The following is an 18077-nucleotide window of genomic DNA, read 5'->3' as shown; positions in this document are numbered from 1 at the left end:
GAGGGGGAGCGGGGGAGCAGGGGAGATGGGGAGGATGGGGAGGATGGGGAAGATGGGGGAGATGGGGGAGATGGGGGAGATAGGGGAGATGGGGAGGTAAATCCACCCATTCTCCCCAATTAGCCATTAGCCATTAGCCATTACCAATTACCAATTACCAATTACCAATTACCAATTACCAATCCCTTTAAGTGTCAGCGATTCCTCACAGAAAAGTTAAAAAATGTATTATAAACTACAGAATATTCTCAAATTCATAGATAGTCGAGTAAAATTTAACAAAGAAGCAATATTTAAGATGGGGTCATTTATGAATATAAATGTAGATACAGACTGGGAAGAAGCATTTGAGTATCGAGCAGGCTTAACAGTGGAATTGAAGTCCCAGCCAGGGATTCTGCATACCATCGCTTACTATGAAGTGATGATGGTACCGCCGATCTGGTTAGAAAACGATCCCCTTCCCCGGTACGCTCACGAACTGCGAGTTGTGTTGCAGCCAAAAGTATCTAATATTTGCCGAATTTCAGAGTGTCCGATTTTACTCGCTTCCTAAATTTACTGACAGAGAAAAAAAGAGCGATCGCACTTTAGCGATCGTGGCAGTGCAGTTGTTACAGTTAGCGATCGCACTGTTTACACACAAAGCTGCCTAAAAGTAAGGCTTCTAATGCACGACTTACGCACCAAACCAAAGAAACCGGGTTTTTTGACGAAAATACTTCGTTTTTACCTACAGATTCTCTAAAAAACCCGGTTTCTGGAACCCTGAGCGTAAGTCCTATAATGTTTTGCCTTCTGCAATCAGCCCTGTTTTGCAAAAAAAAGAAACATTTATAAAAAAATTGTTACAAATATTCGTATAATAACCTCATCCACAGCTAAGTATTTTTTCTCACTGCCATGATCGAGGCTCAATTTCCCTGGCTGACAACAATTATCCTACTTCCCCTCATTGCCTCTGCCCTAATCCCTCTGCTGCCCGATAAAGATGGTAAGCAAGTGCGGTGGTATGCCTTGGGAGTAGCAGTTGCCGACTTTGTTCTCATGTCCTATGTTTTTTGGAAACATTACGACCCCAGCCTTAATACATTTCAACTCGTAGAGACCTATCCCTGGATACCTCAGTTAGGTCTATCCTGGTCAGTTTCCGTAGACGGGCTCTCATTCCCGCTTGTACTTCTCGCTGGATTAGTGACAACACTTTCGATTTTTGCAGCGTGGGAAGTCGATCGCAAACCCCGCCTGTTTTATTTCCTAATGTTATTGATGTACTCAGCGCAGATTGGGGTCTTCGTCGCCCAAGACGTGCTGCTGCTATTCATCATGTGGGAACTAGAACTGATTCCCGTCTACCTGCTGATCTCGATTTGGGGCGGTAAAAACCGTCAGTACGCTGCTACAAAATTTTTGATATATACAGCGGCCGCATCTATATTTATTCTCGTAGCTGGCCTAGCAATGGCATTCTACGGTGGTGGTAACATCACCTTCGATATCGTCGAACTAGGTCTGAAAAATTATCCCCTTGGTTTAGAATTGCTGCTTTACGCCGGATTGCTAATTGCCTTTGGCGTTAAACTGGCGATTTTCCCCCTCCACACCTGGCTACCTGACGCTCACGGTGAAGCTTCTTCTCCCGTATCGATGATTTTGGCAGGCGTACTGCTGAAAATGGGCGGATACGGACTAATTCGCTTAAATTTACAGCTTCTACCGGATGCTCACGTTTATTTTGCACCGCTTCTAGCGATGTTGGGCGTGATTAATATTATCTATGGCGCGTTTAACTCCTTTGCTCAGGACAACATGAAGCGCCGCTTAGCCTACTCCTCAGTCTCTCACATGGGATTTGTATTGTTAGGTATTGCATCCTTCACTGACTTGGGAATCAATGGCGCACTATTGCAGATGCTTTCTCACGGTTTAATCGCCTCTGTATTGTTCTTCTTAGCAGGCGTAACTTATGACCGCACCCATACAATGGCCTTAGCGGAAATGGGCGATCTTGGTAAAGTGATGCCCAAAGTTTTTGCCTTATTTACCATCGGTGTGATGGCATCTGTAGCTCTTCCGGGTATGAGCGGTTTTGCTAGCGAACTCTCGGTATTTGTGGGTGTGGCTACCAGCGATATTTATAGCACCAGTTTCCGCGCTGTCACAGTATTTTTAGCCGCAGTGGGATTGATTTTAACGCCGATTTATTTGCTATCAATGTTACGGCAGTTATTCTATTCGGGTGTAGCACCTACCTGTGACCTTGATGGTAATTTGAAAGATACGGGAGAACTGGAAGCGGCTTGTTTTGGTAATAGTTGCGTCTTGCCTGGGGATGCCGTTTTTAGCGATGCCAGACCTCGCGAAGTGTTTATCGCTGCGTGTTTCTTGATACCAATTATCGGCATTGGTTTCTATCCGAAGTTGGCTACACAGGTTTACGATGTAACGACTGTGGCGGTGAATGCTGAAGTTCGTGAATCATATATCCAAATAGCTCAACAGAATCCTCAGATTTATGCCAAGAGTATCTTAGCTCCTAAAATCGCAGAGTCGGAAGCTCCCTCGGTTGCGGGAATCTTTAAGTAATACCAATTCGGCTTAAAGAGGCCTTATTTCTTAGTCCGCCTTTTACTGCATTCTGCAAGTAAACTAGGGCGGACTTCTTTAACTTTTTATTAATAGGCGCAAGTTACCACAAAAAGCTTTGGTATCATTCACTCTTACATTGGTACTAAAATGTGGCGCATTCAACCCGTATTGTGCATTGCTAATTATCGACGTAGCCCCTATCAGGTTGCAGAGTAAACATCGACTCTTTCATACTTACTAAGCCAATTTAGTTTTAAATATAATTTAAAGCCCTTGCTATACATCCGCAAGCTGTGCGAGAACAAACTCCTGTTTTCACACAACTAGATCGAATTGCTCATGAAATGAAATGTGTGCATTGTGCGATCGCTCGTTTGCAAGCATCGCTGGATGAGAGAGTGAACTCAGGATCTAGTTCTAGAAAAAGCTGAAGAAAAAAATTTTTTACACCGATTTTTTACACAGATATGGAGTTTTAGATTATAATATACTTAACAATAGTACGGACTGTTTTGAGGAAAACGACTGGAATCCTTATTCTAACGTTAAAAATTGGGGCATCGGGGAGCCTAAAACCCGCATTCTACCGTTGCCCCTGAAAAAGTGTCCGAAGTATTGCTTAATAAACACCTTGGATAGACAAGGTGGTAATCCCGAAACCGTTAGGGGGGTGTGAAGCCTAATAAGAGCGTAGCGCTAAAAGCAAAAGCAATGCCTTTGCTCTAAATCAGTATAATTACAAATATATAATATATTGTTGTTTCATTATAAATAAACATTTATGGAGATTTTTAACCTCACAGATTCTATTAATAGAATTCGCCAACAGCATAATGTCTCAGGGGGTAAAAATATCGCTCTTGCAGTCTTCCAAATTGGGAATGATTCTGACAAACTAATAGGGATTAGCGGGAAAAGGAGTCCTGGAGGAACGGTTGAGGTACCTACGCAGCCCTTTTTTCAAACCTTTGATGTTCCCGATGGGCATTCGCGAGCCTATGACAGTGAATATAAGCTTCTTGAGGAGCTAGCCTCTCGATATGGGCAGATGCCAAATATTAAAGGAACGGTTAATTTATATACAGAGCGTCCGCCTTGTGCTTCCTGTAGTTCTGTAATCGATCAGTTTCGTCTCCTGTTCCCAAACATTGAGTTGATGGTGAATCATGGAGGGTAGACTGAGAGGGTTCTGATCGAGCTGGCTTTCTAATGCCAGCAATAGTTATCGAGGCCTATATAAACGAAACCCGCCGAGGCGGGTTTCACCCTTGATTTTCCAGGAGTCGGCGTAGGCGGACTTTAGCTGTGTAGTCGCGATTTTTAATCGCTATGTACTTTACAAATACGTTGTTAAAAGAGTGAATAGCCATGTATCTAGATCAAGTCAAAGAAAGGTTTAAAGAACTCAAATTGGTGAATCCGCATGAACTAATGGGCTGTACTTACCGTGAAATTACTGAGCTTGAGAAGAAGTTGGGGTTCTCGCTGCCGGAAGCCTATAAAGAGTTTCTCCTCTGGATGGGGAAGAATGCAGGTCGAGTCTTGCAGGGGTCGGACTGTTTTTTTAAACACCTACCTTATTTAAAAGAGTGGGCTATCGAACTCTTAGAAGAAAATCACTTTCCCAATACTCTGCCAGAAGATGCGTTTGTTTTCTTTATGCACCAGGGTTATCAATTTAGCTTTTTTAGACTTTCTGAAGGAGATGATCCACCCACTTACTTCTACTGTGAAGGGACAAACCAAACCTCTTTCACTAGAAGTCATAATAGACTCAGTGAATTTATGGCGACAGAGATTGAACTGCAAGCTAAGTATTTGACGGCTTTTGCTAGTTAGGAAGTCTGTTTAACTGTTATTTTGCAATCAGCAATATACATCGAATCTAAAGGGTTAGAGGTTAAACAATTAGTTTTATCAGCAATTGGTTCCAAACTCGCGCGGTCATTATGCGATCGCAGCCATTGACCTAGAGTTAGGATTATCGCAAGGTAGCTATTAAAACCAGGCGATGGTGGGACAGCGAGGGCGATTTGTTGCTAACAGGTTTGGTTAAAAGTCAATAAAGGAGATAACTAATGAAAGCACAAATTAACGATCAAATCAAAACTTTAACTGATATTGCATCAACTTGGGACGATCGAATTTTTCCTAAAGGAATTACTGGTGTAATAGTTGAATGTTATCAAACTCCCGAAGAAGGTTATGCGGTTGATTTGGCAATTCCCGATCCCACTTTAGTCGGAGAATTTGATTATGAAAACATTATTTTAAAATCGGAACAGTTTGAGGTAATTACATCAGCGAATCCTGAGAAAAAAGGACTAATAGAAGGTTGGTTCCTTGCTAACTAAATGGAAGCGTTGCATTAAGACGGACAAGGTATTAGTTTAGATGGATATATCGCCTTTACTCATTTTATACTAAAATATAAAGTGTTTTATCCTGTATCTAAGCTGCAATACTTGAGAGGTAACATGACCCAGGCAGCCGAAAAAACTTTCCTTCCCCCTCCTTTCCCCGACCACACTCAACTGCCAGAGGAAGACGGCACTTTTGTGAAAAATTTTCAGGAGCATCCCCAAAGCATTATTTTGACTGATTCTATCGGCCCGCTGTTGCAGAAGCTTCATCCCGATGGGCAGTATGCTATTGGTCAAGACTGTGGCATTTACTGGCGAGAAACTGACCCCCTGGAAAAGGGTGCAGAAGCTCCAGATTGGTTTTATGTGCCTAATGTGCCACCAATGTTAGATGGTCAAATTCGGCGCTCTTACGTGCTGTGGCGGGAATTTCTAGCACCCACGATCGCCTTAGAGTTCGCATCAGGAGACGGTTCAGAAGAGCGAGATACAACGCCGCTATCCTACTCAGACGTGGGTGAAGTGCAAAGACCTGGGAAGTTTTGGGTCTATGAGCGGATTATGCGGATTCCGTATTATGGCATCTATGAGATCCGCAGTGGCAGGCTGGAGGTGTATAACCTGATCAATGGGTTTTATCAGAAGTTAGTTCCGAACGATCGCGGTCGTTATGCGATCGCACCCATTAACCTAGAGTTAGGACTATGGCAAGGTAGCTATCAAAACCAGACAATGCTATGGCTGCGGTGGTGGGACAGTGAGGGTAATTTGCTGCTGACAGGTGCAGAAAGAGCTTCTTTAGCAGAGGAAGCTTTGAGTGCAGAAGCGCGATCGCGACGGGCTGCTATCCCTCGGTTGTTAGCAATGGGATTGAATACAGAACAAGTAGCAGAAGCGCTGGGTTTATCAGTAGAGGAAGTTAGCCAGTATTCTCAATCTTGAGCCGCATCTAATAAAATTGATTGTTTCAGGGTGCAGCTATCCCGATTAATCGCTGCCCCTGTAGTTTTGTTAGTGGTGTAAGTTAAGTAGGAGTGAGTCGTAATGTTAAGTTGGGAGCAGACCCCTCTAGAGATACCGACAAGAGAAGATCGCCAGAGAACGCGATGGGATGCCTACGGTGGACTTTGCCAACGAGCTTGGGTAGAAATTGATTTAGCCGCTTTAGCCCACAACGTGCGCCAGCTTAAGCTTTCATTATCCTCCAAAACGGCTCTGATGACAGTTGTAAAGGCTGATGCTTACGGTCACGGTGCGGTTACGGTTGCTCAAACGGCTTTAGAGGCAGGTGCTAGTTGGCTGGGAGTGGCGACGATTCCAGAAGGGATAGAATTGCGCGATCGCGGCATCAACGCACCAATTTTGATTTTAGGGGCAACTCACACGCCGGAACAAGTAGAAGCGATCGCCCATTGGCAATTACAACCTACCATCTGCACTCCCAAGCAAGCCCTAGTTTTTTCAGAAGTGCTCGGCACTCTTAACAAATCTTTGCCCGTTCACGTCAAGCTGGATACGGGGATGTCACGGTTAGGATCTCCTTGGCAACAAGCCGCTGAGTTTGTACAGTTAGTAGTGCGATCGCCAAATTTAGAATTAGCCAGCATCTATTCTCACCTAGCTACGGCTGATAGTCCAGACTTCACAGTGATGAAACAACAGCAGCAGCGATTTGAATCTGCGATCGCCAACTGCGAAATACAGAACTCAGAACTATTCCTAAATCCAAAATCTAGCCCTCGTTTGCACTTAGCAAATTCAGCCGCCGCCTTAGCTGACAAGAGCTTACACTATGACATGGTACGAGTCGGTTTAGCTACTTACGGCTTATATCCAGCACCACATTTGCAGTCAGTTATTGACTTAAAACCTGTAATGCAGGTAAAAGCAAAAGTAACCCAAGTAAAAACCATTGAAGCGGGAACTGGTGTTAGCTACGGCTATAAATTTATAGCCGAGCGTGAAATACGCTTAGCAGTAATTGGCATTGGCTACGCTGATGGAATACCCCGCAATTTATCAAATAAAATGAAGGTTTTAGTCAGGGGTCAATGGGTGTCGCAAGTAGGAGCGATTACTATGGATCAAATCATGCTAGATGTAACTTCTATTCCCGATTTAGAAGTTGGCGAAGTCGTGACGCTGTTAGGTAATGATGGGGAAAATCAAATTTCCGCTGATGATTGGGCCGCAGAATTAGGTACAATTTCCTGGGAAATTCTCTGTAGTTTTAAACACCGTCTTCCTCGCATAGCTGTTGATAATGGTTAATTGTTAGTTGTTAGTTGTTAGTTGTTAGTTGTTAGTTGTTGGTTGTTGGTTGTTAGTTGTTGATTTTTGATTGTTATACCAATTCTCCAAATTATTCAGGACTTACGCATCCAACCAAAGAAACCGGGTTTTTTACGAAAATACTTCGTTATGCCCCGCAGATTCTCTCAAAAACCCGGTTTCTGGAGCCATAAGCGTAAGTCCTATCAGTTTAGAGAGTGCGATCGCGGATAGCGATCGCCACAGACTAGCAGGCTTTTGTTGCCAGTAAACTCTATCAAGTGGAGTTGCGATCGCCACCTAGTTATTTATTCCTCATCCCATAATTCTTGTGTATAACCAAGTTCGAGCGCCGCATTCTTCTCAGCATCGGTTAAATCTTCCCAGTATCGATCGTTAGACTCAGGAGGGTCAGTCTCTTCTTCCCAACTATCCTCATCCCAACCTAGCACCGCCCAGAGTTTTTGCTCAGCGCTGTTCATATCTGTCCAACTCAAATCATCCCACGCTGAACTCGGATCGCCTTGAACGTCACGAATAGTTGCCATTGATTACCTCTTAAAATTTATGAAAGTTTATCCTAGTCAGGACTGAAACAATTGGTGGCAGAAACAGCCAAGGAGACGCTAAATAGGAGCGCACCGCAACTCGACTGAGCCGGAGTCCAATGTTGTTACGCACAATTCTGACTTTGGAGTCATACCAGCAGTGTAATATTCTAACGGGACTTAAACAATATTATCTAGTGTGCCTACTTAAGTTATGAGAAAGAGACTTATAACCGATCGCTTCCCTTAGTTATTATAAAGACTATCAAGAATCTGGGATCTTTTCCCTTAGTCAATGCGATCGCAACCAACAATCAACCACTAACCACTAACCACTAACCACTAACAAATTCCGATATGACAGCCATCAGGTCATCTATAACTATTGCCCAAACTTCACTAACATCGCTAGATCCTGAGAAATTCCAGACTTTGCAAGTAGCCATAGAATTCTGGAAAAAAATACTAGAACTAGGGTTTCAAATAGTCCCTCAAGTTCTCTGGGCAATTGGTATTTTATTGATTGCACGGTTTGCTAGTGGTATCGCTGGCCGCTTTACTCGTCGCGCCTTGGGCCGTACAGAGCCCACCCTGCGAAAATTCCTAATACAAGCCGCTGAGATTGTGATTTTTGTCGTGGGTGCGGTGGCGGCTCTCAATAAGTTGGGAATTCAGACTGCTAGCTTAGTGGCGGTAGTGGGGGCTGCGGGTTTAGCGATCGGTTTAGCATGGCAAAATACCCTATCTCACTTCGCTGCGGGGGTAATGCTGATTAGTTTGCGGCCATTTGAAGTCGGAGATTTTATTGAAGGAGGAAACGTAGCGGGGGTAGTGGACAGTATTGGTATTTTTTCCACGACCCTAGTAACAGCAGATCATGTAAAAATTACAGTACCTAATAGTCAGCTATTTAACGGTACGCTGAAAAATACGACGGCTATGGGGACAAGACGGGTTGATATTGAGGTGAATATTGGCGATCGCGCCGTTGGCCCGACTATTGCTCAGTTTTTGGAAGTGGCTTCATCTCATCCGCTAGTTTTAGATGAGCCAGAGCCGACTTGTCTAGTGACATCTATCTCCAACGATGCCACAGTATTAAATTTACGGCCTTGGTGTGCGGCGGTGGCTTACGAACAAGTGCGATCGCAAGTCCAGCAACGAGTGAAGGAAGCCCTAGATGCTACAAAACCTCCAGAACCAGAACCTCCCGAATAGTTCCCGATCTAAAATCTAATATCTTTAGGACTTAATCAGGCATTCGCTATGGCCAAGTGGTATCCCCAGCAGATTCTAGAACAAGGAAATTTAAGGCTTTCTCAAGCAGAGAAAGAAATTATTCTCAAGAAAATGCCGCCTCCTGACGATGAAGGTCAGATTTATGCGGATGCAATTTTCGAGGGTGGCGGCGTGAGGGGGATTGCTTTTTTAGGTGCCCTGCGATGTTGCGCCGATTTGGGCCTACGGTGGCGCAAATTAGCCGGCACTTCTGCGGGTGCAATTACGGCTGCATTTTTAGCAGCGGATTTCTCTATTGACGAGTTAGAGAAGATTTTAGGGGAATTAGACTACAACGATAAATTCCTCACCAAGAAAACTAGCCCCCTGATTTGGAATGGCGATCCGGCTGATGACTTGCACTTTCCAGTGGGGATGATCGCTTTGCTGACTATCTCTCGCCAAATGGGAGAGTATTCTTCTGAGCCTTTTCGCAATTGGTTGCAAGAAACTCTCAGCGTTGGCAATCTCAGAACCTTTGCAGATGTGAAGCTTAAGGGTCGCGGTCGCGAGTTGAAGGTAGTTGTTTCTGATATTAGTCGGGGGGAGATGTTGGTGTTACCCGATGACTTGCAGCGCCGCGATCCGCCTGGATACGATAGTTTGTATGAGCTAATGCAACTTGTGAATGCTGAAGATTTTAGCGTTGCTGAGGCTGTGCGACTGTCGATGAGCATTCCCCTGTTTTTTGAGCCCGGAAAGCTAGCAAATAATTTGATTGTGGATGGGGGAATTTTGAGCAATTTTCCCTTATGGATTTATGACCGCGAACCTGGTGTGAATTTACAGCCGCCTCGCTGGTTTACTTTTGGCTTTCGATTGCTTGACAAGGGAATTGAAGATCAAGTCAGTGTCAACGGCCCCTTGAGTCTATTGTCAGCGGTGTTCAGAACCATGATGAATGCTAGAGATCGTTACCATCAACGGGAGATGGATAAGGGTCGGGTGATTAATATTGATGTGACTGAAGCGAAGGTGACGGCGACGGACTTCAACCTCAGCGTTGACCGCAAGGCTCAACTCTATCGATTGGGATACGAGTACACTAAAAAGTTCTTCCTGAATCCAGTTTGGAGTTGGGAAAAGCATCTAATCGCTAGGGGTTTTGGGGCTGTGGCAAATTCTGGGGATGGCCCGATGATTCCCTAGTGGCTGCGAAAAGGCTGCAATGTCTTGTTTTGCAAGGGTTTCAAATTTTTTTTACCGAAGTGGATGCAAAAGGAAAATTATGTGTTATGATGAGAGTCGCTCGTCGGGAGAGGTGGCTGAGTGGTCGAAAGCGGCAGATTGCTAATCTGTTGATAGGCAGGTAACTCCTATCCGAGGGTTCGAATCCCTCCCTCTCCGTTTTCAATTAAAAATTAAAAATTAAAAATTAAAAATTAAAAATTAATTAATAAACTAATAAATTAATTAATAAATTAATAAACTAATAAATTAATAATTTCAGGAATGTAGGGTGGGCGCTGAACCGCGATCGTATTTCATGCGATTAGATAATAGCAGCGCCCACCTTGCAATTAAAATAACTTATAAACTTTGCATTGCTTCTACAAATTGCGCTGAAACAAAGGGCAAAATTTCCTCATTCTTACTATTTGCTTTCCCTTCAGTAAATACGATTAGCAAATAAGGCTGTAAGTTGGGCAATTCAATATAAGCTGCATCATGGCGAACTGTGCTTGTAAGACCAGCTTTTGACCACAAATTCGCATTTAGGGGAAGTCCACCACCTAAGAAACCTGTCACCTGATTTTCAGGATCTGCGGCTAAGTCTGTGGGATCTAGCGATCGCTTCATCAAAGCCATCATTGCTTGTGAAACCTTAGAAGACACAGCCACTCCACCAATAATACTATGTAGCAAACGCGCTGCTGCATTAGTTGTCAGCATATTGCGATTTTCCATTAATTCTCCCAAAAAAGCTCGTTCCCGACCGTAAGGGCCATCACACCATGTTTTTTGATTGACATTAATCGTTTCTAATTCTTCCCAGTTGAGAGACTGAAAATAACGGTTGACAATATTGCGCTGTTTTTGCCAAGTTTCAAAAGGCCCTGGCGGCAATTCTGGGCCGCTAGTAGTGCCTGTCAGAACGTCTAATACCAGACTTGTAGCATCGTTGCTGGAATCAACTATCATATCTCGGATAGCGCGATTTAGCTCTGATGTTAGTTGCACCATGCCTTTTTCCAACCATTCGTAAATAGCTACGAGGTAAAATAGCTTAACAACGCTGGCTGGGTAAATGCGATCGTTACCGCGATCGCTAAAACCTCGTACTTGATATTTCCAGAATTCGGCTGGACTTAGGGCTCCACCTGTATTTACTATCACAGGAGGATCGTAAACTATCCAAGTAACGGCTATGCGATCGGCAGCCAATTCGGGAAATTTTGCCTTAGTTGTCTCTACAATCTTATTGCCAAGGGTTTCTAATTGTTCGTCTTTGTGGAAAAATGTCATAGCAGAAGGAAGAAGGAAGAAGGAAGAGGGAAGAAGGAAGAGGGAAGAAGGAAGGAAGAAGGAGACTGGGAGACTGGGAGATGGGAATTCCCAGTTAACAGTTAACTGTTAAATAGCATTGATTTATCAGAGTTTTGGCTTTTGACGTACTCTACTAATTGTGCTAATTTTACCACTCTAGCAGTCTAAAGCACTGAGGGGGACATTAGGTTAAGGGAGATTGCTCTCGGCCTGACGGGCAGGCTACGCCAACGTTTCACTCGCAATGACACACAATAATATATGTCCACAGACTTAGCAATTAGCAATTAGCAATTAGCAATTAGCAATTAGCCATTAGCCATTAGCAATTAGCCATTAGCCATTACCAATGACCAATTACCAATTATCGGATACTATCGAGTATCAATGCCAAGCCAATATCAATATCTATGATTCCCCGAAGTGCGATCGCTTGGCAACTCAGGCGGCGGCGGGGAGACATTTGCGAATAGTCTTGGACTCCCCAGTACCCCTGGGATCTGAGGGAAGGAAGGATAATCTTGAGGTAGCGATGCCTGCGGCTGGCTACGCCTACGCACTTCGGCTGTGCGAGGATGACTATCCAGGATGGTTAGCTGTCCAAGATGCACAGTTGTTAGAGGTAGCTGAAAAACCCTATCAAGCTAAAGTGATTTCGGAAGCTGAAATTAGAGATAAGTTACCAAGTGCGATCGCCTTTACCCGCCACGCCATGAACCAACCTAACCATTATCTCTGGGGAGGGACAGTTGGCCCAAATTATGACTGTTCAGGACTAATGCAAGCTGCCTTTGCCTCTCTAGGGATTTGGTTGCCCAGAGATGCTTATCAGCAGGAAGCTTTTACCCAACCAATTGCCTTAGCATCTTTACAACCAGGCGACTTAATTTTTTTTGGAACAACCGAAAAGGCCACTCATGTAGGATTATATCTAGGAGAGGGGCATTACATTCACAGTTCTGGGAAAGAACAAGGACGCAACGGCATCGGCATTGATATTTTGTCGGCGGAAGGGGATCTCGTTAGTCAGAGGTACTATCGGCTGTTGCGAGGTGCTGGTAGAGTAGTCAAAAGTTATAGTTTCAATGGCTCATAAGTATTTGTTAGTTGCGATTGTTTTGGTACTATATCCCAGAAAACTGACAGAAAATGTCTAATGATGAATTTGCAATAGGTGGTAGAGAAGTGAGTACGGCGTTATTTTTAGAAAAATTGGCAGGGGAACCAGGTGATACACAGGCGGCACCTGATGTTTCGGTGGTAGTTCCGATTTACAATGAAGTGGAGAGTTTGCCTCACTTAATAGAGGCGATCGCATCCAGCCTTCAGACATCTGGACTCAGCTATGAAATCATCTGCGTCGATGACGGCTCTAAAGATGGTTCTGCTCAATTACTCAAGGAACAGGCTAACAGCAGGAATGACCTCCGGGCTGTAATTTTGCGGCGCAATTACGGACAAACTGCCGCAATGTCAGCGGGGTTTAATCACGCTCTTGGTCGTGTAATAGTTACTTTAGATGGGGATTTGCAAAACGATCCAGCCGATATTCCCGTCTTAATCGCTAAGTTAGATGAAGGTTATGATTTAGTCAGCGGTTGGCGGCAAAAAAGACAAGACAATTCTATTAGCCGTCTGCTACCATCGAAACTAGCCAATTTGTTAATTAGTCGAGTAACGGGTGTAAATTTACACGACTACGGTTGTTCTCTAAAAGCTTATCGGGCAGAATTAGCCGCAGATTTGAATCTTTACGGAGAATTGCACCGATTTTTGCCCGCTTTAGCCTTTATTGAAGGGGCGAGAATTTCGGAGATGCCAGTGCGACATCATGCTCGTCGCTATGGTAAAAGCAAATATGGTATCTGGCGTACATTCCGGGTATTGATGGATTTGCTCACCATTACTTTTATGAAAAAGTTTCTAACTCGACCAATGCACGTTTTTGGCTTGTTAGGGATGATTTCGATGGTATTGGGTACTGGTTTAGGTATTTATTTGACTATCCTAAAACTTGGTTTAGGTCAAAGTATTGGCCATCGTCCTTTGCTGATTTTAGCTGTAGTTATGCTATTAGCTGGTGTCCAGTTATTTAGCTTTGGTTTGTTAGCAGAAATTTTGATGCGTACTTATCACGAATCTCAGGGAAGACCAATTTATCGAGTGCGCGAAATTTTTGGTAATAAGTAGGGCTGAGGACATCGGGTTTATGGCTTAATAAAGCTCGTAAACCCATGACTTATTAATGTTGAAGTTGGAAGATTGATTGGAATCGATTTTATATTCAATGATTTTTTTAGAACATCGATGCAATGTAAAATATCTCAAAAACAATGATCGTTCTCGGCTATTTAGTCATTACTCTGGTGGTTTTCTGTATTTGGTTCGCAAAGTTTTGGGGCGACACTACCACCCCAAAGGATGACCGCATATCTTGGATAGCTTTGATGATTGGCCCTCTGTTCTGGCCGATAGTTTTACCGTTCTCAATTCTGGAACTGGCTAGTAAAAAGAGTCAAGCGCAAAAAACAGTAGAGGATGACGAAATTCCAGAAATTATGGAGGGCGATGATGGCACGATCGAACATCCGCATCCGATAGTAACTAATTCTCCATCCGAATAGTATAGAGGTAGGTATGCCTTAAGATAGGTTTCAGATTCGTGCTTAATACTACATTTAAGACAATTAATCGCTGCTAAGTCCTGAAGTTGCGAGTATTGGGGCTATAGCTGAGTGCCAGATAAAGGTTTCTCTAGCTACTCTTCGCAGAATCTTTCTTTAGTCAGATACCGAATAAATGCTAAAGGAGGGATTATGAAGTTGGTAATTGGTAATCGCTGGTAATTGACCGCAGCGCCAACCCAATTAAAAACTGCTAGAGAACGTTTACTGTTTTAATAACTAGGGGAACTCAAATGAACACAATGTCTGATAAGCCAATTTATCGAGTGCTGAATGCTTTGTCAATCCTAGCACTGACCTACTATGCAGCTACTTCACTTCATTGTATTTTTGAGAGCGAAGCGGCTGTTAAACTCTCTAGCTATGAGACAGCGACTTCAACCCTGCTAACAGGAAAATAGGGACGAGTAGAGGCAGGCAAATAATTTTCACAAGACAATTTAACTGGTGCGTGTGGAGCAAATTTAACTTAAGACTGGTGTAATAGCCTTTCACCAGAAAATGAATTCCCTCCCCAGATGTCGATGCTTGAACGTTTTTTTTCTCGACCAGAAGCTACCTTTGTGAAACTGTTAGCACTGCAAATTGAGGAAATAGTTAAGTAATATATTGAAAACTATTATAATTTTAAGGTCGATCTAGCTTAACTTATAGCCCTATCTTATTCTAGTCGGGCTGAGCAAACAGGAGCGATCGCGGTAAAAATCTCTCAGTAAGAGCTACGGGTAGGATTTGTAGCAATATATACTTTTATAGTTGTGGATACTGTGGAAATTACTGAGGGTACAGTACCCAGAGGTATAATTCCTAAGCTTTTTGGGTCAACTTTGGGCTAACGCTCAACCGCAGTTTTGACTTTTGCTCCAGAATTTGCGTAACAATCAGTCATACTACTTGACTTTTCTTGATATTTTTCCTTTAATAAAGCAAGTTAGTTAAAAAGCTTGTGGATGCACAGGTTAACAACCAACTAAGCAAATTGTCAAACTTTCTGGCAATTTACAATTGAAAAAATTGTCGCAGGAGGGGAACTATTTTTTCGGTTGCACGGTCTGTCAAAAACAGAGTCCAGTGTTTATTCGCGTTCCTGTTCTAAGCAAGTATTTACAATTACTTGCCTTTTAAGTAGGTGAAGGCAGCGCGATTCATCCAGGGGGGAGCGATGAGACCAAAAACCTTCCTCTGTAAGATCCGGCTCTTGTTGTAGTTAAAATCACTAGCCTTGCTCGTGATGTCTATGATAGACTCGCATTCATCTAAGTGGATTATTTTGGTTAGGAGGAGAGAGTTGTGGAGTCGAGAGTCCAGTGTAGAAAGCATTCCAGCTTCGCTACTGAACGGAGCAAGGAATTGCCTCCGGCCCCAAGGCTCTCTAAATGACAAGTTAAATTACGTGACAGCTTATACCAGCCGGGTCAATGAGGGTCTCAACCGCAATCCGGTTTGATTTTTTGAATCCCACTGGAGGGAAAAGTGTATTGTAGAAAAATGATTCTTGCAAATCTTAAGGAGGAGTGTAAATGACACAGGTAACGAACCCTACTCAACCGGCGAGTTCAACGCCCAACGCCCAAGGTGGTCTTGATATTGCAGGCGTAGCCGGCGATAACAGACTAAGTGGCAGCTCAGGCAGCGATAGCATCGAAACCTTTAGCGGCAACGATCTGCTCAATGCTGGTGCTGGCAACGATTACGTAAAGACTAGCACTGGCAGCGATACCGTCGTAGCAGGCTCTGGCAATGATACTGTCTACAGCGGCAAAGGCAATGATGTCGTTGATGGTGGAGACGGTAACGATTTCCTCGTTGGCGGCTTTGGCGGAGACACCGTTTCTGGCGGCGGTGGCGATGACGTGATTTACGGTGACGATCTAGGTCGCCCTGGTAATATTTCTGGAGGTCCTGACAATATAGGCTGCGGCACTGGCAATGACCGAGCCTTTGGTCTGGTGGGTAATGACGTACTCAGCGGTGACGACGGCAACGATACCATCTATGGCGGTAAAGGTAGTGACACGATCAATGGCGGTGCTGGCAATGACTCCCTGGCTGGCGATCGCGGGTCGGACATCCTGACTGGTGGTGCTGGTAATGATACATTCGCCTTCACTTCTTCGCTTTCGGAGGGTGGCATAGACACGATCACTGACTTCAGTGTGACAGACGATAAGATTGCACTTGCTAAGGCTGCCTTCGGTGGTCTGGGCGGTACTTTCGAGGCGACAGAGTTTGTAGTCCAGGCTAACTTCAACCCGAATGCTCCGGGTAGCACTGCTAACAAAGTCATCTACGACCCCAACACCGGTCTGTTGTACTACAACACCGGCAACGGAGTTCAATCCTTGGCTCAACTGCAAGGCGGACTCCAGATCACTTCCAACAACTTCGAGTTGTTCTAAAACGGCTTTTGAGGGTGAGAGTGGTACTGGAGATCCTCCAGATACCTTTCCTCACCTCTCAAAAAGATTTAATTATCAAGATAAAGTGTGCGAGAGGTTGAAACTCTATGCACACTTTCTTGTATGTTTTAGAAATAGGACTTATGCAGTGAAAACTATAAAACTCCAGCTTTTTAAGGAATAATATCAATTCCGGTTAATTAGACATACTTCCCGTAGGGGCGGGTTCGCCAGGATCTCCAGTACAAGAGAGAAATCCAGAAAACCCGCCCCGGATCAATACTGTTAATCCAGGACTTGATCGCGGGGTGGGGGCGGGTTTTTGAGTCTTTGGGTATCCTTTAAAGCTGTTGGCGAACCCGCCCCTACAGGTTTTTGACAATTGTGCAAGATCAATGAAAATTGAAGAATCTATTAGACAAGCTCAAACTTATTTGGCTCAGGGAAATGTGACAGGGGCGATCGCGATTTGTCAACAAGTCATTGAGCAACAGCCGGATGCGATCGCAGCTTACATGATTTTGGGAGAGGCCCTAGAAGCTCAAGGCGAGCCGACGGGAGCCAGAGATGCTTATACTAAAGTGCTAGAACTCGATCCCCAGTTTGCCCTTGCTCATGCTTACTTAGGTCAGTTATATGCAGAATATTGGTGGTTGGATGAAGCTGCTTACCACTACCAGCAAGCTCTGATCCTTAAACCCGACTGGTCAGAGGTACATTACAATCTGGGGAATGTATTTCAGAAGCAGGGAAATTTACCGGGGGCTGTTGGTAGCTACCGCGCGGCGATCGCTCTCAGGCCAAATTATGCTGATGCTTATTATAATTTAGGTCTGGTTTTTGACCAACAGAATGAGTTAGCGGCGGCCGTTGAAAGCTACGCCCAGGTAATTGCGATCGCGCCTAAATATGTGAAAGCATACAGTAATTTGGGCTGTACTCTGGTTAAACAGGGGAAATTTGAAGAGGCGATCGCCACTTATCAACAAGGAATTGCCGTTAAGCCAGACTGGGCTACTCTCCACAATAACCTCGGTCAAGTGCTGCTAGAGAAACAGCCAGAAGATGCGATCGCCGCCTACCGTCGAGCCCTTGAACTCGAACCTGACATGGAGTTGGCTCATTATAACTTAGGTAAAGCTTGGCAAATGCAAAGCCGCCACGAACAGGCCGTCTCATGTTTTCAGCGGGTGATAGAACTCAACCCCAATTACATTTCAGCTTATACTGACTGTGGTTTTTCTCTGATGGCACTGGGAAAATTTGCCTCAGCAATACCCTATTTTCACCAGGCGATCGATCTTAAACCTGAATTTGTTGAGGCTTATTGTGAATTGGTAGAGGCGAGCGCGATCGCATCTAGTCAAGAACAAGATCAATTGCAACAGGCGAATGCTGCTTGTTATCTATTTCTCAGAGCACTAATCGGGCCGAAGGAAGAAGGAAGAAGGAAGAAGG

At 44.2% G+C, this 18077-nt stretch carries 18 protein-coding genes and 1 tRNA gene; 16 read left to right on the top strand and 3 right to left on the bottom strand.

Annotated features, from left to right (window positions below):
- Positions 1–310: 310 nt before the first annotated feature.
- From PN499_RS05525 to alr, 7 genes are all read left to right on the top strand, one after another.
- Entirely contained in the window at positions 311–556 is a 246-nt protein-coding gene (locus tag PN499_RS05525; RefSeq protein ID WP_272030692.1) for a hypothetical protein, read from the top strand.
- A gap of 347 nt (positions 557–903) precedes the next feature.
- Positions 904–2586, top strand: coding sequence for an NAD(P)H-quinone oxidoreductase subunit 4 (locus PN499_RS05520; RefSeq protein WP_272030691.1), 1683 nt, complete (start codon positions 904–906; stop codon positions 2584–2586).
- Between the two features lie 784 nt (positions 2587–3370).
- Positions 3371–3766, top strand: a complete 396-nt coding sequence (locus PN499_RS05515) for a deaminase domain-containing protein (protein ID WP_272030690.1) — start codon at positions 3371–3373, stop codon at positions 3764–3766.
- A 191-nt stretch (positions 3767–3957) separates the two neighbouring features.
- Positions 3958–4428 carry an SMI1/KNR4 family protein gene (locus tag PN499_RS05510; protein WP_272030689.1) on the top strand — a complete coding sequence of 157 codons (471 nt, stop codon included), beginning with the start codon at positions 3958–3960 and terminating at the stop codon, positions 4426–4428.
- Positions 4429–4667: 239 nt separating this feature from the next.
- Positions 4668–4943 (top strand): hypothetical protein, encoded by a 276-nt coding sequence (locus PN499_RS05505; protein ID WP_272030688.1) that lies wholly within the window; start codon positions 4668–4670, stop codon positions 4941–4943.
- A gap of 123 nt (positions 4944–5066) precedes the next feature.
- The gene (locus PN499_RS05500) at positions 5067–5894 is read left to right on the top strand and encodes a Uma2 family endonuclease (RefSeq protein WP_272030687.1); all 828 of its coding nucleotides are present in this window, start codon (positions 5067–5069) and stop codon (positions 5892–5894) included.
- A gap of 102 nt (positions 5895–5996) precedes the next feature.
- Positions 5997–7223, top strand: a complete 1227-nt coding sequence (gene alr, locus PN499_RS05495; protein ID WP_272030686.1) for an alanine racemase — start codon at positions 5997–5999, stop codon at positions 7221–7223.
- A 132-nt stretch (positions 7224–7355) separates the two neighbouring features.
- On the opposite strand, the gene PN499_RS05490 is transcribed toward alr, so the two are convergent.
- Positions 7356–7523, bottom strand: a complete 168-nt coding sequence (locus PN499_RS05490) for a hypothetical protein (protein WP_272030685.1) — start codon at positions 7521–7523, stop codon at positions 7356–7358.
- 8 nt (positions 7524–7531) lie between these two features.
- Positions 7532–7771: a hypothetical protein gene (locus tag PN499_RS05485; RefSeq protein WP_272030684.1), complete on the bottom strand. Its 240-nt coding sequence runs from the start codon at positions 7769–7771 to the stop codon at positions 7532–7534.
- 357 nt (positions 7772–8128) lie between these two features.
- Between PN499_RS05485 and PN499_RS05480 the strand changes: the two genes are divergently transcribed.
- From PN499_RS05480 to PN499_RS05470, 3 genes are all read left to right on the top strand, one after another.
- Positions 8129–8989: a mechanosensitive ion channel family protein gene (locus PN499_RS05480; RefSeq protein ID WP_272030683.1), complete on the top strand. Its 861-nt coding sequence runs from the start codon at positions 8129–8131 to the stop codon at positions 8987–8989.
- Between the two features lie 48 nt (positions 8990–9037).
- A complete protein-coding gene (locus tag PN499_RS05475; protein ID WP_272030682.1) occupies positions 9038–10198 on the top strand; it encodes a patatin-like phospholipase family protein in 1161 nt (386 codons plus the stop codon).
- A gap of 106 nt (positions 10199–10304) precedes the next feature.
- A tRNA-Ser gene (locus PN499_RS05470) sits at positions 10305–10396 on the top strand.
- A gap of 183 nt (positions 10397–10579) precedes the next feature.
- Here PN499_RS05470 and PN499_RS05465 read toward each other — a convergent pair.
- Positions 10580–11515 (bottom strand): serine hydrolase, encoded by a 936-nt coding sequence (locus tag PN499_RS05465; RefSeq protein WP_272030681.1) that lies wholly within the window; start codon positions 11513–11515, stop codon positions 10580–10582.
- Positions 11516–11885: 370 nt separating this feature from the next.
- Here PN499_RS05465 and PN499_RS05460 point away from each other — a divergent pair, with 370 nt between their 5' ends.
- The 6 genes from PN499_RS05460 to PN499_RS05435 all read left to right on the top strand — a co-directional run.
- Entirely contained in the window at positions 11886–12632 is a 747-nt protein-coding gene (locus PN499_RS05460; RefSeq protein ID WP_272030680.1) for a C40 family peptidase, read from the top strand.
- A 53-nt stretch (positions 12633–12685) separates the two neighbouring features.
- Entirely contained in the window at positions 12686–13726 is a 1041-nt protein-coding gene (locus PN499_RS05455; protein ID WP_272030678.1) for a glycosyltransferase family 2 protein, read from the top strand.
- A 143-nt stretch (positions 13727–13869) separates the two neighbouring features.
- Positions 13870–14160: a hypothetical protein gene (locus tag PN499_RS05450; protein ID WP_272030677.1), complete on the top strand. Its 291-nt coding sequence runs from the start codon at positions 13870–13872 to the stop codon at positions 14158–14160.
- Between the two features lie 293 nt (positions 14161–14453).
- Positions 14454–14621 carry a hypothetical protein gene (locus tag PN499_RS05445; RefSeq protein ID WP_272030676.1) on the top strand — a complete coding sequence of 56 codons (168 nt, stop codon included), beginning with the start codon at positions 14454–14456 and terminating at the stop codon, positions 14619–14621.
- Between the two features lie 1119 nt (positions 14622–15740).
- The gene (locus PN499_RS05440; RefSeq protein ID WP_272030675.1) at positions 15741–16619 is read left to right on the top strand and encodes a calcium-binding protein; all 879 of its coding nucleotides are present in this window, start codon (positions 15741–15743) and stop codon (positions 16617–16619) included.
- A 395-nt stretch (positions 16620–17014) separates the two neighbouring features.
- The coding region (locus PN499_RS05435; protein WP_272030674.1) for a tetratricopeptide repeat protein at positions 17015–18077 on the top strand (1063 nt) is incomplete at its 3' end.

Source organism: Kamptonema animale CS-326, assembly GCF_028330895.1.
GTDB classification, from domain to species: Bacteria; Cyanobacteriota; Cyanobacteriia; order Cyanobacteriales; family Microcoleaceae; genus Kamptonema; species Kamptonema formosum.
This window is presented reverse-complemented; position numbering and strand designations above follow the sequence as displayed.